General features: G+C 72.8%; 21 protein-coding genes. 5 read left to right on the plus strand and 16 right to left on the minus strand.

The features are described from left to right. Window positions 1–59: 59 nt before the first annotated feature. The 14 genes from AB0L06_RS33465 to AB0L06_RS33530 form a co-directional block, all read right to left on the minus strand. Window positions 60–191 (minus strand): hypothetical protein, encoded by a 132-nt coding sequence (locus AB0L06_RS33465; RefSeq protein WP_500235154.1) that lies wholly within the window; start codon window positions 189–191, stop codon window positions 60–62. After that, window positions 191–1,942, minus strand: coding sequence for an MmpA family trehalose lipid delivery protein (locus AB0L06_RS33470; protein ID WP_500235155.1), 1,752 nt, complete (start codon window positions 1,940–1,942; stop codon window positions 191–193). The genes AB0L06_RS33465 and AB0L06_RS33470 overlap by 1 nt, the downstream gene beginning before the upstream one ends. Before the next feature lie 109 nt (window positions 1,943–2,051). Then, window positions 2,052–2,837: an SDR family NAD(P)-dependent oxidoreductase gene (locus AB0L06_RS33475; RefSeq protein ID WP_500235156.1), complete on the minus strand. Its 786-nt coding sequence runs from the start codon at window positions 2,835–2,837 to the stop codon at window positions 2,052–2,054. 59 nt (window positions 2,838–2,896) lie between these two features. After that, a complete protein-coding gene (locus tag AB0L06_RS33480) occupies window positions 2,897–5,050 on the minus strand; it encodes an acyl-CoA dehydrogenase family protein (RefSeq protein WP_500235157.1) in 2,154 nt (717 codons plus the stop codon). Between the two features lie 64 nt (window positions 5,051–5,114). Continuing rightward, complete coding sequence (locus tag AB0L06_RS33485; RefSeq protein WP_500235158.1) at window positions 5,115–5,420, minus strand: hypothetical protein; 306 nt, start codon at window positions 5,418–5,420, stop codon at window positions 5,115–5,117. 63 nt (window positions 5,421–5,483) lie between these two features. Beyond that, window positions 5,484–7,229: a hypothetical protein gene (locus AB0L06_RS33490; RefSeq protein ID WP_500235159.1), complete on the minus strand. Its 1,746-nt coding sequence runs from the start codon at window positions 7,227–7,229 to the stop codon at window positions 5,484–5,486. 75 nt (window positions 7,230–7,304) lie between these two features. Beyond that, complete coding sequence (locus AB0L06_RS33495) at window positions 7,305–8,105, minus strand: EI24 domain-containing protein (protein WP_500235160.1); 801 nt, start codon at window positions 8,103–8,105, stop codon at window positions 7,305–7,307. A gap of 379 nt (window positions 8,106–8,484) precedes the next feature. Beyond that, window positions 8,485–9,363 carry an SDR family NAD(P)-dependent oxidoreductase gene (locus AB0L06_RS33500; protein WP_500235161.1) on the minus strand — a complete coding sequence of 293 codons (879 nt, stop codon included), beginning with the start codon at window positions 9,361–9,363 and terminating at the stop codon, window positions 8,485–8,487. Between the two features lie 268 nt (window positions 9,364–9,631). Next, window positions 9,632–11,518 carry a M1 family aminopeptidase gene (locus AB0L06_RS33505; protein ID WP_500235162.1) on the minus strand — a complete coding sequence of 629 codons (1,887 nt, stop codon included), beginning with the start codon at window positions 11,516–11,518 and terminating at the stop codon, window positions 9,632–9,634. Window positions 11,519–11,789: 271 nt separating this feature from the next. Continuing rightward, window positions 11,790–14,219 carry a M4 family metallopeptidase gene (locus AB0L06_RS33510; protein WP_500235163.1) on the minus strand — a complete coding sequence of 810 codons (2,430 nt, stop codon included), beginning with the start codon at window positions 14,217–14,219 and terminating at the stop codon, window positions 11,790–11,792. A gap of 446 nt (window positions 14,220–14,665) precedes the next feature. Further along, window positions 14,666–17,563 carry a helix-turn-helix transcriptional regulator gene (locus tag AB0L06_RS33515; RefSeq protein ID WP_500235164.1) on the minus strand — a complete coding sequence of 966 codons (2,898 nt, stop codon included), beginning with the start codon at window positions 17,561–17,563 and terminating at the stop codon, window positions 14,666–14,668. A gap of 328 nt (window positions 17,564–17,891) precedes the next feature. After that, on the minus strand, window positions 17,892–18,221 hold the full coding sequence (locus AB0L06_RS33520; RefSeq protein WP_500235165.1) for a hypothetical protein: 330 nt from the start codon (window positions 18,219–18,221) through the stop codon (window positions 17,892–17,894). After that, on the minus strand, window positions 18,205–19,119 hold the full coding sequence (locus AB0L06_RS33525) for a class E sortase (RefSeq protein WP_500235166.1): 915 nt from the start codon (window positions 19,117–19,119) through the stop codon (window positions 18,205–18,207). The genes AB0L06_RS33520 and AB0L06_RS33525 overlap by 17 nt, the downstream gene beginning before the upstream one ends. A 187-nt stretch (window positions 19,120–19,306) precedes the next feature. Then, entirely contained in the window at window positions 19,307–19,654 is a 348-nt protein-coding gene (locus tag AB0L06_RS33530; RefSeq protein ID WP_500235167.1) for a hypothetical protein, read from the minus strand. Window positions 19,655–20,282: 628 nt separating this feature from the next. Between AB0L06_RS33530 and AB0L06_RS33535 the strand changes: the two genes are divergently transcribed. The 5 genes from AB0L06_RS33535 (at window position 20,283) to AB0L06_RS33555 (ending at window position 23,276) form a co-directional block, all read left to right on the plus strand. Next, window positions 20,283–20,537 carry a hypothetical protein gene (locus AB0L06_RS33535; RefSeq protein WP_500235168.1) on the plus strand — a complete coding sequence of 85 codons (255 nt, stop codon included), beginning with the start codon at window positions 20,283–20,285 and terminating at the stop codon, window positions 20,535–20,537. 269 nt (window positions 20,538–20,806) lie between these two features. Beyond that, window positions 20,807–21,064: a hypothetical protein gene (locus AB0L06_RS33540; RefSeq protein ID WP_500235169.1), complete on the plus strand. Its 258-nt coding sequence runs from the start codon at window positions 20,807–20,809 to the stop codon at window positions 21,062–21,064. A 352-nt stretch (window positions 21,065–21,416) separates the two neighbouring features. Next, window positions 21,417–21,893 (plus strand): hypothetical protein, encoded by a 477-nt coding sequence (locus AB0L06_RS33545; RefSeq protein WP_500235170.1) that lies wholly within the window; start codon window positions 21,417–21,419, stop codon window positions 21,891–21,893. 122 nt (window positions 21,894–22,015) lie between these two features. Beyond that, a complete protein-coding gene (locus AB0L06_RS33550) occupies window positions 22,016–22,678 on the plus strand; it encodes a hypothetical protein (RefSeq protein WP_500235171.1) in 663 nt (220 codons plus the stop codon). 211 nt (window positions 22,679–22,889) lie between these two features. Further along, on the plus strand, window positions 22,890–23,276 hold the full coding sequence (locus AB0L06_RS33555; RefSeq protein ID WP_500235172.1) for a hypothetical protein: 387 nt from the start codon (window positions 22,890–22,892) through the stop codon (window positions 23,274–23,276). 58 nt (window positions 23,277–23,334) lie between these two features. On the opposite strand, the gene AB0L06_RS33560 is transcribed toward AB0L06_RS33555, so the two are convergent. Continuing rightward, entirely contained in the window at window positions 23,335–24,540 is a 1,206-nt protein-coding gene (locus AB0L06_RS33560) for an NAD(P)-binding domain-containing protein (RefSeq protein ID WP_500235173.1), read from the minus strand. Continuing rightward, a complete protein-coding gene (locus tag AB0L06_RS33565) occupies window positions 24,537–25,841 on the minus strand; it encodes a carboxylate--amine ligase (RefSeq protein ID WP_500235174.1) in 1,305 nt (434 codons plus the stop codon). Before AB0L06_RS33565 ends, AB0L06_RS33560 begins: the two co-directional genes overlap by 4 nt. Window positions 25,842–25,852: the final 11 nt, after the last annotated feature.

Genomic DNA, 25,852 nt, shown 5'->3' on the forward strand with positions numbered 1-25,852 from the left:
GGGTGGGACGCGTGCCGGGCGGGGGTGTGGGGGCGGCCATCGCGGGGGCGGCGCGGGGCCTACCGGGAGCCGTAGTTGTACAGCGGCTTGATGACCGGGGACTCCTGCGAGGCGTTGGTGTAGTGCACCACGCTCACCGAGGCCACCAGCGCCAGCAGCGTGCCCGCGATGGCAGCGATCGCTATGCGCATCAGGGGGCCCTTCCACGTCGGGGGATGCGGGGGATGTGTCTCGTCACAGTAGTGCCCTGGGTGACAATTGACCAGGCGATCAACGCAAACATGACAATCCACGACATTGCGGTCGGAACGAGCGGCGCGCGGGCCTCGTCAGGGCGAGCCGGAGCCGGGATCCGGTAGAGGACGAGGCCGGATCCGGAGAGCACCTCCTCGGCCCCCGCGAGCCGCGCGCGCCACGGCGCGTCGGGGCCGGTCTCGGCGTCCAGTGCGACATACCGGACGCCCGCCTCCCGCAGCGCGGGCACGAGCGGCCCCTTGCCCGACACCGCCGGATCGAGTCTTCGCGCCACCGGATCCTCGGCGGGGACGGTCGTGGAGCCGACCACCACGGCGTCCCGCGTGACGACCCGGCGGTCGAGGTAGCGGGGCAGCGCGTCCAGCGACGTGCGTCCGCCGTTCCAGGGGTAACCGCGGTATGTCGCCCAGGGAAGGACGAGCACGTCCCCACGGACAGGGTCATCGCGGACGATCTTGCGCGCCGCGTCCCAGCCGTCCGGGTACTCGACCGGACGCAGCCGTCCGCCCGCGCCCAAGGCCAGCGACGGCAGGAGCACCAGCGGTAGCACGGCGACCACGACCGCGACGCCGTCCGCCAACGCGTCCGCGCCGTCCTTCTCACCAGGCCGGACGAGCCGGACGAGCACGTCCGCGACCAGCCCGGCCCCGATCGCGATGGCGAGCACGAGCGGCGCCGTGTACTGCTGACCGTCCCGGAGCACCGCGAACCCGGGCCACAATTCGATCAGCCACTTGAGCGCGGGCGCGGCGACGACGCCGAAGGCCGCCACTCCGAATCCGACCGCGGCCGCGACGGCCAGCCCGATTCCCCAGACAGGACGGTCGGAACGCCACATCCGTCCGGCGAACGCGGCCAGCGACGCCAGCACGAGGAGCGCCCAGCAGAACACCAGAACGCCCGATCCGTACCCCTTGGGCACGACCTCGGCGTTCCACACCCCGCCCGTGAACAGGAGGCTTCCGAGCGCACCGAAAGGCGTGTCCGCGCGCGGCGCGAAGGCGTCCACGGCGGACGGCGCGCCCGGCACCCCCGACGGCCGCAGCCACCCCGTCACCAGCCACGGCAGACTCAGCCCGGCGACCACGGCGACAACCCCGACCACCGCCCGCCCACGCCGCCTCCACCCACCCGAAGCAGTCGCGGCGACCGCGAGCGTCGGCAGGCCGGCGATCGCCATCGCGGCGAACCCGCCGATCGCCGCGGGCACGAGTGCCCGCGCGACCCGTTTCGCCTCGCCCGTGGACGCGGCCGCGACGGCCCAGGGCAGCGCCGCATAGCCGAGCAGCAGCGCCCAGTGCCCCAGGACGAGCCGCTCCGCCACATACGGATTCCAGACGTAACAGACACCGGCCGCCAGGCGCGGAAGCAGCCGTCGCGTGGGCACCAGCGCGGCCGCGCCCGCGCAGCCGAGCACGAAAACGGCCAGGAGCAGCGCCTTCTGCACCAGGTCCCCGGGCAGGACGGCCGACAGCGCCGCGACGAACGCGTCGCTCGGGACGTGCCGGGGCAGGGTCCCGGTCAGCCCGAAGGTCAGGGCCGTGAGCGGCTGGCGCGGCACGACGACCATGTCGTAGGACAGCAGGAATCCCCGCGCGAGGCCGGGTCCGAGCGCCAGCAGGCCCAGGACCAGGCCGGTCAGCGCGGCGGCCCCGTGCCGGGTGCGCGCGGTCGTCCCGTCAGTCATCCCGTCCGGACGTTATCGGATCCCCAAGGACGAACCGCCAGGAACACCCCTCAGGAACAGCCGCTCAGGAGCGGCCGCTCAGGAACGCGGCCCGCGGGACCGTCGCCGCTCAGGAACGCTTCGCGCCGGTCAGCGACATCAGCCGGTGCGTGAGGCTCGGGGCCAGCCAGGCCTGCGCCATGGTCAGCCGCATCATCAGCGGAAGCGCGGTGCGCGAGCGGTCGCGGCGGACCGCCGCGACGAGAGCGCCCGCGACCTGCTCCGGCGTGACGGTCGGAATGACCGCCGAGATGCGCGGGATGCGCTCCTCCGAGCCCGGGTTGTTCGCGAAGTAGTCGCTGGACACCTTGCCCGGGACGATCTCGGTGACGCCCACGCCGGTGCCGCGCAGGTCCACGCGCAGCGCGGCGACCATGCCGCGCAGGCCCCAGCGCGCGGCGGCGTAGCCGAACGCGCCCGGCCAGGTGGCCCGCGAGACCGGCGAGTTGACCACGACGATCCGGCCGCTCCCCCGGCGGACCATGTCGGCGGCGAACGCCGTGGTCACGTAGCCCGCGGCCAGGTAGGGGACGGCGGCCATGTCGCGGAAGTCGTGCGGGGTCGACTCGTCCACGAACAGCCAGCGGCCCGCGCCCGCGTTGTTCACGATCACGTCCGGGACGCCCAGCTCGGCGCGGACGCGTGCGGCCAGGTCGACGACGGCGTCCGGGTCGGCCAGGTCGCACGGGAAGACGCGCGCCTGGTCGCCGATCTCGGCGGCGAGCGTGTCCAGGCGGTCCTTCGAACGGGCGACCAGCGCGACCGTCGCGCCCGCGCGGGCGAACGCGCGGGCCGACGCCGCGCCGATCCCCGACGACGCGCCCGTGATCAGGACGATTCTCCGGCCCAGCTCCACTGCGGCACCTCCGGGACGACGACATGAAAGATCCTCATGTTAGCCGTCCCGGGAGGCGTTCAGTCGCGCGGCAGGCCGAGGATCCGCTCGCCGATCACGTTCAGGTTGACCTCGGTCGTCCCGCCGCCGATGGACATCGCGCGGGACGCGAGCAGGTGGCGGGTCCAGCGGCGGCGCAGGTCGTCCTTCCACCCGCCGGTCAGCGCGCCCTCGGCGTCCAGCAGCGTGAAACCGCACTCGGTGACGCGCTGCCCGTGCTCCATCGCGACCAGTTTCCGGACGTTCGCCGTCGCGCCCGGGTCCGTGCCGCTGATCTGCTTCAGCGTCGCCCGCAGCCCGAGCAGGTTGAACGCGTGCTCGTCGGCGGCCAGCCCGCCCAGCTCGTCCCGGACGACCGGGTCGTCGGCGACGCCCAGCTCCCCGGCCAGTTGCACGAGTTTCCGCAGGTCCGCGCCCAACTGGAACGAACTGGTCAGGCCCACGCGCTCGTTCGCGAGGGTGTTGCGCGCGACCCGCCAGCCCTCGTTCACCGTCCCGACGACCATCTCGTCCGGGACGAACAGGCCGTCCAGGAAGACCTCGTTGAACACCGCGTCGCCCGTGCACTCGCGCAGCGGCCGGATCTCGATCCCCGGCGACGTCATGTCCACGAGGAAGTAGGTGATGCCGCCGTGTTTCGGACGGTCCGGATCCGTTCGCGCGAGGAGGATCCCCCACTGCGCGTCCCGCGCGAGGGAGGTCCAGATCTTCTGCCCGCTGATCAACCAGCCGCCCTCGACGCGCTCCGCGCGCGTGGTGAGGCTCGCCAGGTCGCTGCCCGCGCCCGGCTCGCTGAACAGCTGGCACCACAGGATCTCGCCGCGCAGGGTCGGCCGCAGGAACCGCCTCTGCTGGGCCTCCGTGCCGTACTGCACCAGCGACGGCACCACCCATGCGGCGATCATCAGCGGGACGGGCCGGACGTTCGCCGCGCGCAGCTCCTGCTGGATGACGATCTGCTCCAGCGGCCCGGCGTCGCGCCCCCAGGGCTTCGGCAGGTGCGGCGTCACCCAGCCCTCGTCGGCCATCGCCGAGATCCGCTCGATGGCGTCCATCGTGGACAGCTCGCCCACCCGCCTCCGGATCGCGGCGCGCATCGGCGCCACGTCCTGCGGAAGCTCGATGTCCATCTCGCGGCGCACGCCCCGGACGGCGAGTTCCGCGATCTTCGCGCGGGCGGCGCTCGCGCGGCCCAGCAGGGCGCGCAGCGTCAGCGCCCGCCGGTAGACCAGATGCGCGTCGTGCTCGAAGGTGTAGCCGATCCCGCCGTGCACCTGGATGTTGCCTTCCGCGCAGGTCACGGCCGCGTCAGCGGCGAGCGCACCGGCCACGGCGAGGGCCAGGGCGCGCTGGTCCGGATCGTCCTCCGACAGGGCCCGGACGGCGTCCCAGACGGCCGCGCGGGCCCGTTCGACGGCGATCAGCATCCGGGCGCACCGGTGCTTGACCCCCTGGAACCTCCCGATCGGACGTCCGAACTGCTCGCGCAGCTTGGCGTAGGCGACCGCGTCGTCCAGGGCGCGCCCCGCGACCCCGCACGCCTCCGCGCCGAGCAGGACGGTCGCGAGCGCCTGCCCGTCCACGCCCTCGATCACCCGGTCGGCGTCCCGCGCGACGGCCCCCGCGACCGCGACCCGCCCGACCGGACGTGTCAGATCGAGCGATTCGAGCGGCTCGATCTCGGCGTCGGCGGCGTCCACGACGACCCACCGCTCCCCTCCCAGAGGAAGGACGAGCAGGTCGGCGAGGGTCGCGCCGAGCACCGGGCCGACCGTCCCGCCGTCCTCGGACAGCTCCCCGGTGAGCGCGACGGCCGCCGTCCGCGAACCGTCCGCCAGCCCCGGCAGGATCTCGTCGGCGAGCTTCCCGGCGCCGCCGGCCTCGATGATCGCGGACGCCAGGACGGTCGGCGGGTACGGCCCCGGAGCGAGCGCGCGGCCCAGCTCCTCCAGCGCGACCGCCTGTTCCAGCAGCCCGGCGCCCTGACCGCCGTGCCGTTCGGGCAGGTGGAGCCCGGCGAGGCCCTGCCCGGCCAGCGCGTCCCAGAACGCGGTCCGCCGCTCCGGGCCGTCCGCCACGGTCGCCCTGACCAGCCGCTCCACCTCGTGCCGCCCGACCAGTCCCCGCACGGACGCGGCGAGCTCCGCGTGCTCCTCGGTCAGTCCGATCGCCATGGCCGCACCTCCCACCTCGAGTAAGTAGGAGCTTACGAGAACCGTGTTCCGTTGTCCCGGGCGCTCAACGCCAGAGCACCGCCACGACGAACCCGAGGAGCAGCACTCCCACGACCCCGGTCATGGCCATGGCCTCGGAGCTCAGCGAGAACCCGCCCGCCTCGAACCCCAGGTCGGCGACGCCCTCCCCCGGATCCACCCCGCTGCAGGCGTCCGGTCCGGGCTCGCCCGAGACCTCGCCCCGCGCGGACGCGACGTCCGGCCCTTGGCTCGGCGGCGGCATCACGCCGTCCATGACGGGCCACCCGGCCCCGGGGAGCACGCGCGGGAGCGGGCCGGTGGGGGCGTCCTCGAACTCCTCCTCGCGCATGTCCTCAAACCTAGGCGAGCGATCAGCGATCGCCCAGCCCCGGCGAGGACCGGGACGTCCCGGTCAGGGAGCGGCGACCTTGAGCCCGTCCACGAAGGCGTTGATGTCCGGCCAGAGCTTCCGGCTGGTGTTCGGGAGCGAGGCGAACGCGACGGCCGGGGTCTTGTGCCCGGTGTCGATCACGGCCGTGACCACGACCTCGCCGGTCGCCTTGACGCCGGGTCGCTTGTACTTCAGGTAGCGCGCCACCAGCCAGCCCTTGTGCGTGCCGACCGTCAGCTCCTGCGACGCGAGCGGCGTCGAGTCGTGCTGGAAGGTGTAGTAGTCCTTGTCGAAGCCGTTGGCCGCGAGTGCCGCGACCGCCTTGAGGCTCTCCGGGCCCTTGTAGTGCGGCAGGAGCGGGGCGGCGAGGGCGCCGGTCAGCAGCTGGCCGTACGCCGTCTGGTCGCCGTGCTTCTCGGTGACCAGGATCTGCTGGCCGGACCACCCGGTCACGGCCAGCTTGTTCTTCTTGGTCGGCACCTGCCACGGATCAGCGAACCGGGGGTAGGACAGCCCGGACTTCGCGTCCGCCACCCGCCCGGCGATCTTTCCGGGCTTGCCGGAGAACTTGACAAGCGGCTTCTCCGGCGGCGGCTGCGGCTTCGGCGTGTGCGACTTCTGGCCGGCGGCCGGGAGGCCCGGCCGGTCCCCGGTGGCGGAGGACGACGAGGGCGCGTCCTTCTTGTGTTGCATGAAGTAGACGCCGCCCGCGGCGATCAGCCCCACCACCAGCACGCCGACGCCGCCGAAGAGCGCCACGCGGGACGACCGTCCGCCCCCGATCTCGTCGTCGTAGCCGTCGGATCCTCCGTGGGACGACGCCCCGCCCTGGCCCCCGACCAGCATGTCGTCGGCCGACTTCTCGTCCGCCATCCAGCCCGGCATCTGCCAGTTGCCGCTGCTCGGACGTCCGGGACGCGCCGACGCCGAGCCCATGGTCGGGTCGGCCACCGGCGCGTACCGCCCGTCGCCGTCGCCTCCGTCGGGGCCGCCCTCGAACAGCGAGCCCTCCCAGGCGTTCCCGTTGCCGCCCGGCTCGTCCACCGGCGCGACCTTCACGTCGTCCTCGTGCGCCGGGGCCGCGTCGCGGACGGGCCGCTCGTCGCCCTGGGGCGCGGACGGGCCCATCGCCTCGCGGACGGACGGAGCGCGCTCGTGCGCGGGGGCCGGCTTGGGCTCCTCCCACGCCGGGACGGGCTCGCGCGGCGCGTCGTGCCACCACGGGCCGGACTCCTGCGGAGCCGTCCCGGGCTCGTGCCTCATGTCCGGCTCGACGTCGAACTCGACCGCGCCGACGACGTCGGAGAGGTCGGCGGTCTCCTGCGGGAGCTTCGCCTCGACGGACGGCGTGTCCCCGTACGCGCGCGATGCGGGCGCCATCGGAGCCTCGTCGGCGAGGGCCTCCGGAACGGCCGCGGGCTCCGGAGCGGCGGGCTCCGGCTCCTCCTCCGCGGTGGGCCTGTGCCTGTGCGGGGCCTCGACCTTGCCCCAGACGTCGTGGTACTCGGGCTCGGGCTCGCCTGCGGGCGCGGGGTCCGGCTCGGAGAACTCGGTGCGTCCGGTCGGCTCGGGGATCGAGACCTCGGGGACCTTCACCTCGACCTCGGGGTACGACATCCGGGACCGGGTCTCCGCAGAGGCTCGCGGGGCGCGCCCCGCGGCGGGCTGAGCGGGCAGCGGGCCGGTCGGCGCCTCCGCCATCTCCCCGTCGGCTCCGTTCTCGCTCATGTCGGTCCAGCGCGTTCCGCGCTCCCCCTGATCGGACATGCGGCACACGTTACGCGAAGATCACTCATTAGGGCGTGGCCGGTAATTACGCTCAGGACACATCTTTCTATCGCCTCAGTGATGTGCCGGTGACACCAGATCCCGGTGCGACGGCGGAATAGCAGGCACGAGACGTTCCCGCGTGAGCAGCGCGCCACCGGCGACCGCTCCGGGCATGGCGAACACCGCACCCAGCGGAATCAGGAAGACCACGAATGCGGACGCGCCGAAACCCACTGCCAGGGACCGATGCGCCTTCAGCAACGCGAACCGGTCGCGGCGCAGCAGGCCGCGCCGCTCCAGCATGACGGCAGTCAGCTCGCCCGCGAGGAAATATCCCGAAACGCACGCCGCGACGGCCGGCACGACCGTCTGCCCCACCACCGGCAGGAAGCCGAGGACGAAGAACACCAGCCCGAACCCGACCGCGTACAGGCCGAGGATCAGCGCGTCCTTCAGGGCCCGCGCGATCTGCGTGCCCAGCGGGACGTCCGGCTCGGGCGGCGCGCCTCCGAGCGAGTCCTCGACCGCGACCGCGATCCGCTCGTAGAACGGATCGCCGACCAGCAGCGTCACCGCGGTGAACATCAGCACGGAAAGGAACGCGGCCGCGCCGAACAGCGTGATCCCCGCGACCACGTGCGTCGCGGTGCGCAGCCCGGACGACCAGTGGTCGGCGAACGGCGTGACCCCGCGCGCCGCGTCGTCCAGGTTCCACGCGAGCGAGCCGAGCAGCGCCGCGAACACGGCCAGCACGATCAGCGCCGGGATCAGCCCGAACAGCCACTTCCCCGGACGTCGCGCCACCCACGCCAGGCCCCGGAAGAAGTACACGACACCGGAGCCGAAGTCCTTGAGCCCACGCCCCTTGGCCACCGGCACGAGCGGCCCGGCAGGAGCACGCCCATAACCCCCAGGCCCAGGAGCTCCCGGCCCTGGCCCAGGCCCGTATCGAGGGCCGCCCTGCGCGGAGGCCTGGCCATACGCGGGTGCAGGCGCTTGACCGTAACCGCCCTGGGCAGGCGGTTGGCCATACCCGCCCTGCGGCTGGCCGTACGCACCCTGCGGTTGCCCATACCCGCCCTGAGCAGGCGGTTGACCGTAACCACCCTGAGCGGGCGGTTGGCCGTAGGCGCCGGGCGCACCCTGCCCAGGCATCTGGCCGTAGGCGCCTGGAGCGCCCGGGGCTGGAGTGCGGCCGGGCATGGGAGGACGGCCGGGCTGGGGGTGCTGAGGGTGGCTCACAGGGGCAACGTTAGCGGCAAGGCAACCCGACAAGTGCGGATGAACGGTCCCAGACGGCCCGGCGGAGGCCGGTGTCCTTGAGGGCGCCTGATCGGGGCAGGAGGCGCAGGCCGGGCGGGGACGACACGTACTCGCCCGTCCGCGTCCCGAACTCCGGGTCGGTGGCGATCCGGACGACGGCACGCGCGCCCTGGCCGGCCGTCCGCATGGCGGGCGTGTGGGAGAGCAGCCCGGCGACGCGTCCCACTCCGGGGGTGTCGCGGCCGAGGCCGGTGGCGACGATGCCCGGACAGACCGCGTTGGCGGTGACGCCCGTGCCGTCCAGGCGTCCGGCGAGCTCCTGCGTGAACAGGATGTTGAGCAGCTTCGACCGCGCGTACACGCGGAACGACCCGGACGGCCCGTAGGGGGCGGGTTCGGCGAACCGCTCGGGATCGAGGCGGCCCGCCTGGCGATGCGCCTCGGACGCCACGGTCACCACGCGCGCGCCGCCCGCGCGACCGGCCTTCTCCAGCGGGCCGAGCAGCAGCTCGGTGAGCAGGAACGGTCCGAGGTGGTTGGTGGCGATCATCCGGTCGTACCCGTCCGAGCTGGTCTTGGCCCGCAGCAGGTGCACGCCCGCGTTGTTCACCAGGACGTCCAGGCGCCCGTAGGCCGCGTGGACGCGGTCGGCCGCGTGCCGGACGTCCTCCAGCGCCGACAGGTCCGCCAGGAACAGGTCGAAGATCGCGCCGGGGACGCTCTCGGCCAGCTCCTCGACGGCGCGCTCCGCCCGCGTGGGGTTGCGGGCCACGATGCCGACACGGAAGCCGCGCCGGGCGAGCTCGCGCGCGACCTCCTTCCCGATCCCCGACGTGGCACCGGTGACGAGCGCGATCTTGTCCTCCATGGCCCCAGCCTCCCGGAGAGCCGCGTCGCAGTGGAAGACCCCGAACCGAACGTTCGGACGGGAATTCCCGGAAGATCTCCCGTGCGCGGCTCCGTCCATCCCCGAAAATCCGGTCTCCCGGCCGCTCTCCCGCCGGTTTCGAACCGCCGCCCGGCCCCGGACGCGCGTCCGCCCCGTCCGGGTGGGGACGGGGCGGAACACGGGCGGGGGGCGGGTCGTGCGACCGCGCGGGCCCGGGGCTCGGGGGCGGACCCCGGGCCCGGCGCGGTCAGCCTTCGATGCGGTGCTGGGTCCAGAAGGACGTCAGGTCCGTGCTGGTCGCGGCCTGTGCCGCGGCCTTGAACTCCGCCGTCGTCGAGACCCCGTACCAGTGGGACTGCGCGTAGGTGCGCAGCAGGTTCGCCATGGCCGTGTCGCCGAGGACGCGCTGCAGGTCGTGCAGCGCGCACTTGCCGTAGTCGTAGACGACCGTGGAGTACCGCGACGAATGCGCGTCCCAGTACGCCATCGAGTTGGTGATCTTCTCTGCGGACGACGCCCACGACACGCCCGACCAGCAGCCCGACCCGGTGTCGCCGAAGTACAGGTCGGTCGAGTAGTCGGCGAACGCCTCGTCCAGCCAGGGGCCGTTGTACTCGTCGTCGCCCACGATCCCGTACCACCACTGGTGGGCGAGCTCGTGCGCGAGCGCGGTGGAGCTGACCAGGTCGAGCACGAATCCCGGGTACTCCATGCCGCCGAACCAGAAGTTGTTGTCGAGCACGACGTCCGCCTCGCCGTACGGGTACGCCCCGAACCGCGAGGAGTGGGTGTCCAGCGCGTTCGTCGAGGTGTTCAGCATCGACTGCGCGGACGAGGACGAGATCCCGCTCACGTAGTAGACGTTGACCCTCACGCCGCCGGACGAGGTGCCGGAGACCTTCTGGAACGGCCCAGCCGCCCACGCGAAGTCCCGCACCTTGGCCGCCGTCGCCGTCGTGACCGTCCGGCCGGACGAGCCGGGCGTGTCGGTCGAGGTGCCGGTTGCGGGGACCAGGAGCGAGGTCGGGTGGTCGAGCGTGACCTTGAAGTCGGACGCCAGCGAGTAGAACGACTCGCCGTTGTTGGTGTACGGGTCGAGGTGCCAGCCGGACGCGTCCCGGATGGCGAGGACGGGCAGCGCGTTGCCGATGAAGCCGTACGAACCGTCCCGGCCGAACCGGTCCGCCCCGGACGGCACGACGATGCCCAGGTCGAAGCCGACCGTCCCGCTCTGCCCCTGGTTCAGGGGCGCGGGCAGGGTGACCTTGAGCGCCGTGCAGCCGACCTCCAGCGACCCGGCCGTCCCGCCGGAGACGTTGGAGACGGTGATCGGCGTGTTCGACGGGCACGTCCCGTGGTAGTTGTCCCAGAGCCGCAGGTAGACCTCGGACAGCGGGGTCGCGGACGCGTTGGTGAACGACACCGACTCGTGCCCGGTCCACGTCGCGCCGGACGCGTCGCTGCTGAGGTTCACCGTGTAGGACGGCGTCGCGGGGGTGCGGGTGGAGTCACCGGCAGGCGGGGTGGATCCGCCGGAGACGTCCAGGGCGACGTCGTCGAGCACGAAGCTGGTCTGGAGGCTCACGTCCTCGGTGCCGGTGAACGCGAGCGTGACCGTCTGGCCCGCGTACGCGGACACGTCGAAGGTCTTCTTCACGTACCCGCTCGCCGCGTCCGTGTTGGAGAACGTGCCGAGCGTGGTCGTGCCGATCTTCGCGGTGAGCTTGTCGTAGGCGACCGAACCGGACTCACCGGTGTCGATGTGCAGCCAGAACGACAGGGACGCCGAGGAGCACCCGGCGGGCAGCGTCACCGACTGGGACAGCGTGTCGGTGTGCGTGCCCCCGGTGCCGTCCAGCCGGGCGAACCGGCTGCCGGAGTGCGCGGTCTCGCCGCCGCCGGTGTAGATCACGTTGCCGGACGCCGTCCAGGGCGACGTCCCGCTCTCGAAGCCGCCGTTGCCGACGACCTGCGCGGGCGTGCAGTCCGCCGCCACGCGCGGCGTCGGCTTGGCGCCGGGACCGTGAGCGCCGGTCTGGGCGGAGGCGGGCTGGGCGGAGGCGGGCACGGTCGGGGCGACGAGGCTCGCCGCCACCACCGCGGCCCCCGCTCCGAGGGCGAGAGCCCTTCTCATGCGGGGGTTTCGATTCCGGAGGGTCACGCGGCGCACCACGGGGCGTGCGCCGAGGGGATCGGGGGTCACGGGGGTTCTCCCTCGCGGGCAGGTCCCGGGCGCGGCCGGGGTGGGGTCGCGCCGGGGACAAGGGATGGAACCGTCAGGCCGCCCTCCCGGCCAGGGCCTTCAATGGGGCTGGGGCCCGGGCCGGGAGGGACCGGCCTTCCTACCGGCTCCGTCGGGGGGCGCCGGCCGCCACGGGGGGAACGGTGGCCGGCGCCCGGCGACGTCAGGAGGTGGTGACCGCCACGTCGTCGACGACGAAGCTGGTCTGCAGGGACACGTCCTCGGTGCCGCTGAAGGAGAGGGTCACCGTCTGGCCGGCGAAGGAGGACAGGTCGACGGTCTGCAGCGAGTAGCCGCTGGCCGCGTTGACGTTGCTGTAGGTCTTCAGCGTCGTGGAGCCCGCCTTGACCGTGAGCTTGTCGTACGCGGTGCTGCCGCTCTCACTGGTGTCGATGTGCAGGTAGTAGGTCAGCGAGGCCTTGCAGCCCGCCGGGATGGTCACCGACTGGGACGCGGTGTCGGTGTGGGTGGTGCCGTAGCCGTCCATCCAGGCGAAGTAGGACCCGCTGTGCGAGGTCTCACCGCTGCCGTTGGCCGACACGACGCCCGAGGTGGTGGTCCACGGCGCGGTCCCGGACTCGAACCCGCCGTTGGTCACCTTGTTGCCGGGGCTGGAGCACCCGCCGCCGGGCCCGTTGATCGTCCAGGTGAACGTGGCCGTTCCGGTGTTCCCGGCGGTGTTCTTGGCGGTCACGGTCACCGAGGAGGAGCCCGCGGTGGTCGGGGTGCCGGAGATCAGGCCGGAGGAGGCGTTGATCGACAGGCCTGCGGGCAGGCCCGTGGCGCTGTAGGTCAGGGTCGTGTTGTTCGGGTCGGTCGCCTGGATCTGCAGGCTGGCGGCCGTCCCGACGGTGCCGGTCTGGTTGCCGGGGTTGGTCACCTGCGGCGAGCCGGGCTGGCCGGGGCACGTTCCGGGAACCGGGTCGGTGCCGGTGACGCTGACCGCCGCCCACGCGGAGTTCACGGTGTTGTACTCGGTGCAGTGCGTGCCGTACAGGTCCGCGGCGGCCTTCAGCGAGTCGATGCGGGCCTGCGAGTAGTTCTCGGAGCTGTTGGCATAGGACGCGAGGGCCTTGTACCAGATCTTCTCGGCCTTGTTGTTGCCCAGACCCGTGACGGTGGAGCTGTTGCACGTCGGGCTGTTGCCGTAGCCGTGGTCGCCGGAGCCGACCGCGAGCAGGAAGAACCAGTGGTTCAGCGGGCCCAGCGAGTAGTGCGGGTCGAGACTGCCGTTGCTGCTCGTGTAGCAGTTCGGCGACGCGCCGTCCAGCGACGGGTTGTACATGTAGCGGAGCGGCGTGCCGTTTCCATTGATGTCGATGAGCTCGCCCAGCGTGTAGTCAGGGCGGTCCACGGCGTTGTTGGCGTAGAACTCCACCATCGTGCCGAAGATGTCGCTGGTGCCCTCGTTCATGCCGCCGGTCTCGCCGGTCTCGTCCCAGTTGGTGAGGGCGCCGCTGACACCGTGGCTCATCTCGTGGCCGGCCACGTCGATCTCGACGAGCGGCTTGGCGTTGCCCGAGCCGTCGCCGTAGGTCATCTGGCTGCCGTCCCAGAACGCGTTCACATAGGCGTTGCCGTAGTGGGTGCGCGAGGGGACGCCGTTGCCGTCGCCGAAGATGCCGTTCCGGCCGTGGACGTTCTTGTAGTAGTCGAACGTCTCGGCCGCGCCGTAGTGCGCGTCGACGCCCGCGGACGCGGCGTCGCTGTTGGTGCCGTTGCCGAACGTCCCGGTCGAGTTGCTGAAGGTCGTCCCGGTGCCGCTCGTGGCGTGGTTCAGGTTCGTGGTGTACCCGTTGCCGTGCGACGGGTCCTTCATCGACCACGTGCTGCCCGACTGCGTCAGGTCGATCGACACCGAACCGCTGTAGATCGAGTTCCCGGTCCCGGCGGTGAGGATGTTGTCGTTGGCCTTGGCCTTCTGGGTCTTGGCCAGCTTGGCCGCCTGGGCCGGCGAGAGGAACGAGCTGACCTCGTCCCGCTTGGTGACGACCTTGCCCTTGTGCGCGTCCACCAGGACGTGCAGGACGGTCGGCGTCTGGTCGGTCCGGACGCCCCGGACGACGGTCTCCCACACCAGCTGGGACGACCGGCCGGAGTTCCAGATCGCCAGGTGCGGCGCGGCGGCGGAGCTCACCTTGCCGTGCACCTGGCCGCGCGACGTCGCCTGCGCCTGCTTCGCGCTGATGAACGGCGCGGTCGGCACGGTCGGCGTCTCACGGGTGTTGGTGTCGATCTCCTTGTACGAGCCGCCCGGCTTCAGGTGGACGACCAGGTCGCCGCCGTAGACCGGCAGTCCCTTGTAGGTCCGGTCGAAGTGGACGTCGGCCGCGCCGTTCTTGTCGACGACGACCGTGCGCGGCACGAACGCGTGGCCCGCCTTGGCGTGCGCCTGGCCGGCGTGCGACGCGAGCGCCTTCTCGGCGTTCTTGATCGCGGCCTTGCGGGTGTCGCCGGAGGGATTGACCGTGAAGTCGTCCTTGGTGAAGGACGAGGGCCCGGCCGGCATACCGGGTTTCGGTTTGGGCCCGGCCTGGGCCGCTGGGGGGAGGGCGACGAGGCCGGCCGCGGCGATCACGGCCGCGCTCGACACCGTCACGATTCTACGTGGGGTCATGTGGATCGGTTCCCTCTCGCCTCGTGGGGGGCAGGGGCCCGCCGCGGGGACGGCGGGCCGGACAGAACGGGGACGAGGGCGGCGAGTTCGGACTGGCGACTCCTTTCGCGGCATAGCGGGGAAATTCGCCGCATCTCAGATCAACGTGAGTTTCAGCGCGTTAACTCGCCCAAGGAAGACCGAAGACGGAACGTTAGGGATATCCCTACGTACAAGCACATGAACCGGACACGACGCCCACATGACGTCCGACATCGGCTTTTTCCACGCGCCGTGAGCGCGGTCTCGACCCGGCGTGAGGAGGAATTCCGCGCACCGAAATCACGCCCGGACGACGACCCGAACCGGTGTGGAGCCGCGCCGGGGCCCGCACAAGGGCGTGCGCGATCAGGGAAGGGGCGCGCAGGGTCGGCGCAGGGTTCCTAGACGCCGCTCGGCGGGGGATCCTGAGGAGGACGGTGCGGAGACGAGGCGAGGCGTGCGAGGTCCACGCGCGACCGGACGCCGAGCTTGCGGTACGTCCGCGTCAGCGCGGCCTCGACCGTCTTGACGCTGATGAACAGGCGCGACGCGATCTCGCGGTTGGTCGCGCCCTCCGCGACGAGCCCGGCGACCTTCGCCTCCATCGCGCTGAGCACCCCCAGCGCGGCGGACGGCGCGGACGGCGCCTGAGCCGCACGGTCCAGGTCCCGGACGCGGTCGAGCTCAGCGGTGACCAGCGCGAGCCACGGGCGCGCATGCGCGTGCGCGAAGACACGGCGCGCCTCGCGCAGGGCCGACCGCGCCCCGGGCGCGTCGTTCTGCCCGAGCCGCAACCTGCCCAGCACCAGCCAGGACCGGCCCTCCTCCAGCCGGAACGGCAGCTCCGCCAGCGCCGTCGCCGACCGCCGCGCGAGCGCGGTCGCCGTGGCCTGGTCGCCGTGTCCGGCCGCGACCAGCGCTGCGGCCCGGTCCATCACCGCGACCATGACGCGGCGCTCCAGCCGGGTCGCGCGGGCGCGCGTCTCCTCGATCAGCTCGGCCGCCTCGTCCAGGCTCCCCGACAGCGCGAGCGCCTCCGCGAGGTCGCCGTGCCAGCGCCGCATCGCCGGGTCGCCGAGCCCCTGCGCCTCCTCCGACCGCCGGACGCGCCGGAGCAGCGCCGCCGCGGCCTCGTTGCGCCCGGCCATCAGGTGGATGTGCCCGGCGACGAACCACGCCTGCGGCAGGAACAGCAGGTCGCCGTCGTCGGCGCTGTGCTGCTCGGCCCGGCGCGCCGCGTCCACCGCCCGGTCGGCGTCGCCGCCGGCCGCCTCGGCGAGCGCGAGCGAGAACCACGACGGGCCCTGGCTCAGGTCGCTGTCCTCGGCCAGCCGCAGGCTCTGCCGCGCCACGTCCAGCGCCCGGTCGCACCGTCCGCGGTGGACCTCCACGCGCGCCAGGTTGTGCAGGCAGTGGCACAGGCTCTCGACCGCGCCGCGCCGCCGGACGAGGTAGATGAGCGACCGCAGCTCGGCCCGCGCCTCCTCCAGCCGGTCGGCGAGCAGGTGGTGCCGGTAGCGCTGGAAGGCGGGACCGTTGTGGTCCACCATGACGCGCGGGTCCTGGGGCGACGACAACGCGCGCGCGAGCGTCCTCTCCGCGTCCGGACGCCCTAGGAAGAACGCCAGGTGCGCCTGCTTGGCCAACGCGAGGATCTCGGTACGCCTGTCTCCTGCGCGCGCGGCCAGCTCAGCCGAACGCGCCGCGTGCTCATGCGCCTCGAACGCCGAACCCTCGACGAGCCACGCCCGCCACGCGAGCCGGTAGTGCAGTGGAGCGAGCAGGGCCGGATCGTCCCCGGCGTCCGCGAGCGCGCGCGGGAAGATGTCGCCGAACTCGGCGAGCGCCTGCCCCGCCGAGTCGATCACCGCGAGCCAGCCGCGCACGCGGGGCGCCGGCTCGGACGCTACGGCCAGGGCCTCGTGCGCGATCCGCCGGGCCTCGGGCAGGTCCCCGGCGGCGATCGCGTCCTCGGACGCGGTGAGCAGCCGGTTCACGAACCCGCCGGTGTCGTCCCGCGGGGTGTGCTCGGCGGCGAGGCGGCCGAGCCGGCACGCCTCCGCCGGGGCGCCGCGCCGCCGCGCCGCGACCGCCGCCTCGTCCAGCGCCTCCGCCAGCTCGGCGTCCGGGCCGGGCGCGATGAGCGCGCGGTGCCGGGCGCGCTCGACCGGGTCGGTCACCGCCTCGGCGAGCGCGGCGTGCGCGGCGTGCCGCTCCCCCGGCTCGGCCTCGGCGTACACGACGGCCGCGAGCAGCGGATGCGTGAACCGGACGACCTCGCCCGACCCGATCTCCACGATCCCGTCCCGGACGGCCGCCGCGACGTCCTCGTCCGCTCCGTCCCGTCCGGCCGCGCGCAGCAGGCGCAGCGTCGGACGGGCCGCGGCGCTCGCGGTCAGCAGCGTCCGGCGGGCGTCCTCCGACAGCGTGCCGAGCCGGTCGAGCATGAGGTCGCGCAGGCTGTCCGGAAGCGGAAGGTCGTCGTCGGTCGACTCCGGCGGCGACTCCGCCAGGGCGCGCCCGAGCTCGAGCGCGAAGAACGGGTTGCCGCCGCTGACCTCGTGCACGCGCGTCGCGACCGGGCGCGGCCACCGATCGCCGAGCAGCTGCGACACCTCGGCCACGGTCAGGCCCGGAACGTTGATCGCGTGCACGGGTCCCGGGCAGAAGCTCGCGTCGTACCGCCCGCGCTGATCCACCCGGACGGCCACCAGGGCGCGCAGCGGCAGCCCGGCCGCGCGGCGCGCCACGAACGCCAGCAGCTCGACGCTCGGGCCGTCCAGCCACTGCGCGTCGTCGATCACCAGCAGCACCGGCGACCGCGCGCACAGCACCCGGAACAGGTCCAGGACGGCCAGCCGCAGCGGCAGCGGGCCGCGCTCGGGCGGCGGGTCCCCGCCGCGCAGCAGCGCCGACCGCAGGACGGCCCGCTGGTGCCCCGGCAGCAGGTCGAGCACGTCGTCGCCGGTCGTGGACAGCAGGTCGATCAGCCCGAGGAACGGCAGCTGGCTCTCGGACTCGGCGGGCGCGCAGCGCAGCACGGTGTGGCCGGGATGCTCTCCCGCGAGCCGCTCGAGCAGCGTCGACTTGCCGATGCCGGGCGGACCGGTCAGCACGACCGTCCCGTCGTCGCGGCCCAGATGCTCCCGCGCCTCGCTGAGCAGGCCCGACATCCCCACGATGTCGGCGCCCCGCCGGGTGCGGCCGGGACCCATCGGTTCCACGACCACGAACGCCTCGGCCGCCGCCCGTTCGGCGTCCTTGGCGTATCCCCCGGTTGGCCCTGCCGCACGGTCCATCTGGGCGGGTCCTCCGGTTGCTCATGGCCAGGCACGAGTTCCGCGCCGCGAAACTACTCCTCCCGCCGACCATGGTCAACGGCGATGTCAGCCGTCACCCGGCGCCCGGCGGGCGGTGTCATTTTGGTGGATATCGTGCCGCAACCGTAGTGGAACGGTCTCACCGGGGTCACGTGCGCCGGACACGGGCGAATCGGCACGTCCCCCACTCACCCGGCCCGCGCCCCGCCCCCGGCCGCGCTCCCTCCGGCCCCGTCCGGTTCCGGCCGCATGGCGAGGGTGGCCGAGCCCGGCCACCCTCGCGGAACGGCCACCCGCGAACGGCCGGCTAGGGCATGAAGCGGAAGCTCCACGCGTAGGTGGGCGCCGCGTCCCTCCCCGCGTGCGGCTCCATGTACTGGTGGTTGCCGTGGCAGCCCTTGCGCCGGTACAGCTCCACGGTCGTCCCGGTGTTGTTCTTGAAGCCCGTCCCGACGGCCCTCAGGGAGTGGCAGGGCCCGTCCGGCGCGTCATGCAGGCGCTGTTTCCTCAACCCCTCGCGGTACGTGAAGTTCCCGATCGACGCCGAGGCCGCCCCGGCGGCGCTCAGCCCGCCCGCGGCGCAGCCGAGCACCAGCGCGCCCTTGAGCACGAGCATGGTCCTACTCGTCGAAGTCATGGCTGTCTCCTCTTTCCGGATAGTCGAAGGGCGCCATCCGCGGCTGCAAGGGCATCCCCTGCGTCGGAACCACCTGCCCCTGCGAAGGAACCGTCGGCTGCGGCTGTGCGGGAACCGTCGGCTGCGGCTGTGCGGCAACCGTCGGCTGCGGCAACACCTGCGGCTGCGGAGGAAGGGCCGGACGCGGCACGACCTGCGGCTGCGAGGGAGCCGTCGGACGCGGCAGCGCATGCGGCCGCGAAGGCGCCTTCGGCGTCGGCGGCACATGCGGCTGTGCGGGCGTCTTGTGCACGATGACGCCGCCGTTCGACGGATGTCCGTGGGCGTGCACCGCCGCGTGCCGCGCCCGCCGCTTATGGACGAAGTGCGTGAAGACCACGAACCGGTGGCTGTCGAGCCCGCGCGGATAGCAGGTGATGAGCGTCGCCCAGCGTTCCGTCGCCGGACGACCCGGCCTCATGGGCACGGGCGCGAGCACCTTGCTGTCGGTCGGCAGGATGATCTTCGATCCGGCCACCCGGTAGACGTACTCCCTGCGGCCGGAGACCAGGACCACCCGGTCACCGGTCCTCAGCCTCTGCAGGTCGTCGAAGGGGGCCCGCCCGGTCGTCCGGTGCCCGAGGTAGACGGCGTTGCCCACCTGCCCGGGGAAGGCCGTGCCCGGATAGTGGCCGACGCCGTGCTTGAGGTCCGCCTCCGAGATGCCGTCGCTGACCGCGTCGTCGAAGCGCAGCCTCGGGATGATCAGTTCGACGCGGCCCCGGCCCCGTCCGGGACGCGCCTTCCGGTGACCGTGCCGGGCGTGGGCGGGAGTCCGCTCGGCGTGCGCGGGCACGGCGAGGCAGGCCCCGCCGAGGACACCGGTGGCCGCGGCGGCGAGAAGCTGTCTGAGCTGCACGTACTCCTCCTGGCGGTGCTGATTGCTGAAACCGCCGCCCCGAGGCGAACCCCACGGCCGGACGGCCCTGATCACGGCGACAGCGCACCGCCGTGCCGGACTCGAGGGAGATCGGAGTCCGGCCGGGGGTGCGCTGTCGCGGGCGGGAGCAGGACCGGCGCGCTCTCAGGCGTCCGGCCCGCTCACATCACGAGAAGCCCGGGATCGCCTTGCCGGCGAGGCTGAGCGGCAGACCGTCGACCAGCTTCGGCGGAACCTGCGGGTCGTTCGGGCCCGCATCGGAGCCCGGGACCGGGATGCCGACGCTGCGGATCAGACTGCGAATGTTCTTCGCCACCTCCGGCATCTCGTCCGCCTTGGCCTCGGCGCCGCCGTTCGGCCGGCCGCCGACGCCCCGCTGGCCGACCGGCTGGGGGCCCGCGGCGCGGGGGGCGGTTTCGGCGAAGGCGGAGCCGCTGAGCAGCCCCATGCCGACGGCGGTCAGGCCGGCCGCGACGAGCGCGGCACGGCTCACGTTCTTGGCTCGGTTGCGCATGATGTTCTCCTTCGGAGGTTCGGCGGAACGCGTCGCCCATGCCCGGCGGAAGCGGGGATCCGGGCTTTCGTGATCGACGGCCGCCTGTCGGTTTCGGGGTGGCCGGGTACGACTGTGCGCGAATTCGTGCGAGGGCGGGCCGGGGTCGAGCATGCGCTCATGGCCGCACATTCGGAGGAATCCGGCGACCGGAACCCCGCTTTCGCACCTTCACTTGTCGGCCCGAGCGCCGTGGCACCGGAACTCGCGGCCGTGGCAAGTCAGTGTGCCACTCGGAGCGTCCACAGGACCGGCAACACGCCGCATTGGTGAAGCGGCGGACACCGTCCCACCGAATGCCGTTTCCGGTTGATATGAACCGAATGTACGAGCCCTTGGAAAGCACATCGACCTGATCAACACACGGGCTTACCCGGCCGCGCACGAACGACCGGTCCAGCAGTCGCGACTTTTGCCCTGCCGCCGGAAATTCCCGAGCCACCTGATGAACGTTCCCGCAACGGGCAACGGTTTCGCAAAACGCGTTTGTCCCTCCGGCCCGCCGGTGAGGCTGTGAGGTGCGATGGTCGGATGCCGTGGCGCGCTTCGCGTCCGCGGCAACGCAACGACAGTTGAATTGGAGCACTTCATGCGCAAGCGACAGGCTGCTATGACCCTCCTCGGCAGCGTGGGTTTGATGACCCTCATGTCCGCGCCCGCCATGGCGGGCGACAAGCCTACGCCGCCGCGCAACCTGCAGATCATCGGCATCCAGACCTGCCGCAGCGTCGACATCGTCGGCCTCGGCGCCGCCATCCACAACCTTCTCGGCATCGAGGACGAGCACGGTGACTGCGTCAACGGCGGGACCTTGGTGAAGGGCAAGGCCGAGGTCAACCACTAGCCGGACCGTTCGAGACGAGGGTGCGGACGGGGCCGCCCAGGTCTCCTCCGCACCCTTGCCGTCTCTATGACATCCGATTTGTCCGACACCTGTTCCTTCGACGAAACCCGTTCCTTCCACACCGGATCCAACAGAACCGCGTTCTTGTGAGGCGCGCACCGAGCCGTCCACCCTGATGTCCCTCTCGTTCGGAAGCGCCCGTTTCATTCGCCCTCAGCCATCACCACGCACTCGGACTCCCCCTGGGCAAGGCGAGGATGAGTCAACCCATGGGCCGGCCCGAAGAGCCGGGCGGAGGCGACCAAGGCAGGACGCTTTGGGGCGCCATCGGCGAAGGAGCCCTCGGCGGGCTGCTCGCCGCTCTTCTCGCGCTCGCCCTCTGGTATCTCATCCCCGTCCCGCCCCCGACTCCGATCGAGCGCTGGCTCGCCGTCATCGCCACCACCACGGCCGGCGGAATCGCCTCGATATCCGGACGATTTCGGCGCGGACCCGGACCCGGCGGCCCCACCTCCGAGAACGAATAGGACAGGTCAGCGCCCTTCCGTTTTCCGATTCCCGCTCGCACCGGAGACCGGTCGCATACGATGCGGAGGCAGGTGCCGTCCCACAGGGGGGTGGGTGGCACACGGTCCACGTCAGCACGCGGAATTCCGCTCGATCCGATATCCGCCGGCGTCCGGGGCGCCCCGATCCGGCCGGCCTCCGAAAACGATCCTCGAGAACGGACCGAGACCGCGTTCCGCCGATGCGGCGGACGCGGCCCCTCACTTCCCCGGTTCCGGACTTCGCACCCAGTTCGCGAAATTCACCGTCAGCGCCCAGCGCCTTCTCCGGCATGGGCGAACCACAGCGTCAGGTCGTCCGGGGGGCCGATCCATGTCTTGGATTTCCGACTGGTTCCATCGTCCGGCGTTCGCCGCGGACCCGGTGTCGAGCGGCGTCGGATGGTCGCCGCGGACCGTCGCTCCCGACCTGCCCCGGCTCCGCCTGGGACCGGGGACCGACGAGCCGACGCCCCTGGGAGGCACCCGCCACCTCGAGGAACTACAGGTCGTCGTCCTGAAGCTGTCGGGGCTTCGGTGCAGCCTCCAGGTCCCGGACGACGGGCCGCCGTTCCTCAGCGTCTGCCGCGCCGAGGCCGTCCGGATGAGGCAGACCGTGTGGTGCGAGCCCCCGGCCCAGCCCCCCGGCGTCCTGGCGGTCGGGACGGGGAGTTGCTGCACCGACGCGACCGAGGACACCTCGTGCGGGTTCGTCTGGGAGGCGGGCCCCATCGCGCCCGCGTACGAGGTGTTCGAGGCGGCGATCCTCATCATCGCCGCCATGACGACGGCTCACCCGTCCGCGCCGTGACGACGGCTCACCCGTCCGGGGGACCGGCCCCGCACTGATCCACCCAGGCGGGGGAGTCGGCGGCCCGGCCCAGGTCGGCAAGGTGGTTCCCGTTCAAGATCGCCGACAGGACGGACCACCCGATGAACGTCAGGAAGATCGCCGTGCTCGCCCTCGCCGCCGCCGCGACGAGCACCGCCGTCGTCGCCACCACGGCGTCCGCCGCCGCTCCCCGCGAGTCGTCCGCGCACCCCGGGGCCAAGGCGGCGAGCGTGGTCGGGGCGGCGGAGATCCGCCGCACCTACCAGGCCGACGACGACGTCCGCGCGTTCACGATCGACGCGCACGCCGCGCCCTACACCCGTCCGCTCCCCGGCCGGGACGGGCGCCCGGGCCTGCCGGGCTCGCCGAACGACGCCACCGGCACGGTGACGATCTCGCACTCGACCGTCCGCAACGGCCAGAAGGTCACCTTCAAGGCCACGGGCACCGTCGACTCGCTCGTGACCGCGCCGGGGTACGCGTCGCTCACGGCGATCATCAGCTGGACCAGCCCTGGCGGCCCGGACTGGGTCGGCAAGCGGCTCGGCTTCAGCGTGTACGACGCGGGCAAGGACGCGCCCGGCCGCTCCCGCGACCGCCTCGGCTACTCCTGGGAGTTCGTGAACCAGTCGAAGGACGCCGACGGGTACTGGGACGACGAGACCCCGGTCGGCACGGCGATGGCGCCCGCGCCGTTCGCCCCCGTGACCAAGGGCGGCTTCACCGTCACGCACGCCGACCTGTTGCCCGTCCCTGGCAACTGACCGGAGCGCGAGACCCTGCTTGCGCTGGGGAAAGGGCTACCTACCAGCGCGGATAGATCTCGTCCAAGGCGTCCTCTTCCGGCGGCCGGGTTCGGGCGTGGCGGCCGCGACGCAGGCCAGTATTCGGTGTACGCCGCGTGCGCGCGCCGGGAGCCCGGCGCCCGCACGCGCCCGGCGCCGGTGTTTCGCGTCTCCCGCCCGAGGAGGACATGTGAGCTCGCTGGACCCCTACTGCCCGGACTGCGGGGCCGCCGTCGCACGGCCGCACGCCGACGGTTGCGCGATCGCCCGCTGCCTCTACCACGGCGGACGGCGGCTCACCTGCGGAAGCCAGCACCGTGCCGACCTCGAGCTGGACCACGCCTGCGGCCGGGACCTGTGGACGGGGCGGTGGCCCGGCGAGGCCGAGGCCGCCGAGTTCGGCTGGTGGGCCTGCTGGGACGGCCCGGGCCCCGAACGCGGCTGGGACTACCAGGGGCAGGGCTGGATCCAGGTGCCCGCGGGCACGCCCGGCGCCGTCCCGGACCTCGACCGCCTCAGGACCGACGCCCGCTGGGACCGCGACGCGCTGCGCTGGGTCCGGCGCGTGAAGCACTGAACCGGGGGCCCGGCGGTCAGTACCCGGCGGTGAGGGCGCTCCGGTCTCCCCGGACGGGTCAGTCTCGCGTGAGGCGGAGTCGCCGGGTGATGGCGCGCGCGCAGAAGTCGGTGCCGTGGACGAACCGCATGACGGGCCCGAAGCTCGCCGCGGCGGCGAGGCCGGTGAAGAACAGCCCGGGGACGGACGACTCGAACCCCGCGTCCAGCCTGGGCGAACGGCCGATGCGGGCGATCTCGCGGCGGAGCCCGGGCGAGAGGATCCCGACCCGGTCGACGTCCGGGCTGAAGCCCGTGGCGGCCAGGACGTGGTCGACGTTGAGGATCCAGGGCATCCCGGTGTGGTCGACGGTGGAGAGCGTCACCCGTCCGCCGACGACGTCGGCCCCGGAGAGCCGCTGCCCCGGCCGCACCGCGACGCCCCCCTCGAAGCGGTCGCGCAGCCACCACGCCCCGGCGGGGCCGAGCGTGTTCCTGACGATCCTGGCGCGGGCCGCGTCCGAGAGCAGCCGCGTGTACTGCGGACGCTCGGACCACACCCACGTGCGCCAGCCGCGTCCGAGTCCCGACCGCGGGCCGCGCAGCAGGCGCGTCAGCGGTGACCCGCCGTCGCGGGGCGTCGCGTTCCACCGCAGCCTCGTGGTGCGGGTGATCAGGTGGGGCTCCGCGCCGTGCTCGGCGAGCAGCACCGCGGTCTCCAGCGCCGACTGGCCCGCGCCGACGACCGCGACCCTCCGTCCCTTGAAGACCGCCAGGTCGCGGTGCCCGCTGCTGTGGCCGCACACCTCGCCGGGCAGGTTCCGCAGCTCGGGCGGCATGTCGGCGAACCCGCCGACCCCGACGGCCAGGACGACGTTCGCCGCGGAGACCACCTCCCCCGTCTCCAGGGCGACCTCGAACCGGTCGCCGGTGCGGCTGACGTCGGCGACGACCGTCGGCTCGGCCGGCAGCCCGGTCTCGCGGGTGAACCACTCGCCGTACGAGGTGAACGTGTCGAGGGGAATGGGCTGCCCGGGGCGCCACCCGGGACGGAAGTCGAGGAAGCGCGTCCCGGCGTCCGGCGAGCTGAGGCTGGACGCGAACGGCTCGGACTTCAGGAACATCTCCTCGGGCATGGTGGTGTTCCAGAAGTGCATGGGCGTGCCGATGATCCGGCAGTCCATGCCCGCGCCGCGCAGATGCGCCGCCACGGAGAGGCCGTAGGGGCCGGCGCCGACGACGACGGTCTCCGCGCTGGAGGTGGACACGTCCTGGACTCCGTTCACTGGGACGGCGTTCCTTGGTGGCGACGGCCCTTGTCCGGCTTGGCGGACGACTCGGACGAGGCCTTCTCCCCGGACGAGGGGCGGGCGCGGTGCCGGCCGAGGTGCTTGGCGGACGGAGCCCGCCGGACGGTCTTGCGCGCGATGACGCGCACGCTCTGCCGGAAGAGCGTCGTCATCGGGGCGAGGTCGTCCACCGCGAGCCAGGCCAGTTCACTCCCGCGCAGGGCGGCGAACCCGTGGGGCCGGTTCGTGGCCATCAGCGGCAGGAAGTGGTTCTCGACGAGGATCTTCCGGCCGAATACCGGGCGGACCGGCGGGACGGGGCGTCCGGAGGCCAGCAGGTGCATGACGCGGACGAGGTCGGTCCCATCGCCACCGGTGAACAGCCGGAACTGGGCGCCGAGCCGCGGGTTGTAGTCGAGCAGGCTGTAGGTGTCGTTCCGCTGGTCGTACCGGAAGTCGAGGTCGGCGGGACCGGTGTAGCCGAGCCGCTTGGCGAGCGAGCGGACGTGGTCTTCCAGGCGCGGGTTGGGCAGCCACTCCCCCACGACGGTCGCGCCCGTCCGGCGGGGGTGGGCGAGCCGCTTCCGCCCGACGCCGCCGAAGACCAGGTTCGACTCGTCGTCGAAGTAGCCCTGGAAGAACCAGTCGTGCCGGGTGTCGCCGACGACTTGCTGGAAGATGACCGGGCCCGCGCCGCGATGGTCACGGGCGGAGGAGAGGTTGAACAGCGCGCGTGCCTCGCGGAGGCCGCGCACCATGACGGTGCTGCGGGAGCCGCGCGGGAGCATCCACGGGCGGGCCCACTTGCCGATCATCGGAAATCCGAGCGCTTCCAGGTCGGCCTCGGAGACGTGCGACCCGGTCGGCACGTGACTGGGCGGGACGGGGATGCCGGCGCGGCGGCAGCATTCCAGCAGCGCGGACTTGTCCGCGACCTCGGCGGGCGCGCGGCTCATCCCGGGAAGCCGGAAACGGCTCGCGAGGACGGTGCGGTGCTCGGCCGAGAAGAGCGCGGCGGCGTCGTCCAGCGGGATCAGGAGCGGGGCCCGTCCGATGCGGTCGGCGACCAGGGCGAGATGGCCGAGCAGCCCGGACGCGTCGGTCGGGCGCGGGCCGAACTCGTGGGAGCACCACAGGTAGCGGGACCGGCGCACGGGGCTGGCGCGCCCCTCCAGCAGCGCGTGGACCTCGATCCCGGCGCGTCCGAGGGACCGGACGGCCGCCAGCGTGCCGTGGTGCAGCGGATAATGGTTGGTGCGGAAGAGCAGCACCGGAAGCCCGGTGTCGAATTCGGGCACACGGGAAGGCG

The sequence above is a fragment of the Spirillospora sp. NPDC052269 genome (assembly GCF_040679435.1).
Lineage (GTDB): Bacteria > Actinomycetota > Actinomycetes > Streptosporangiales > Streptosporangiaceae > Spirillospora.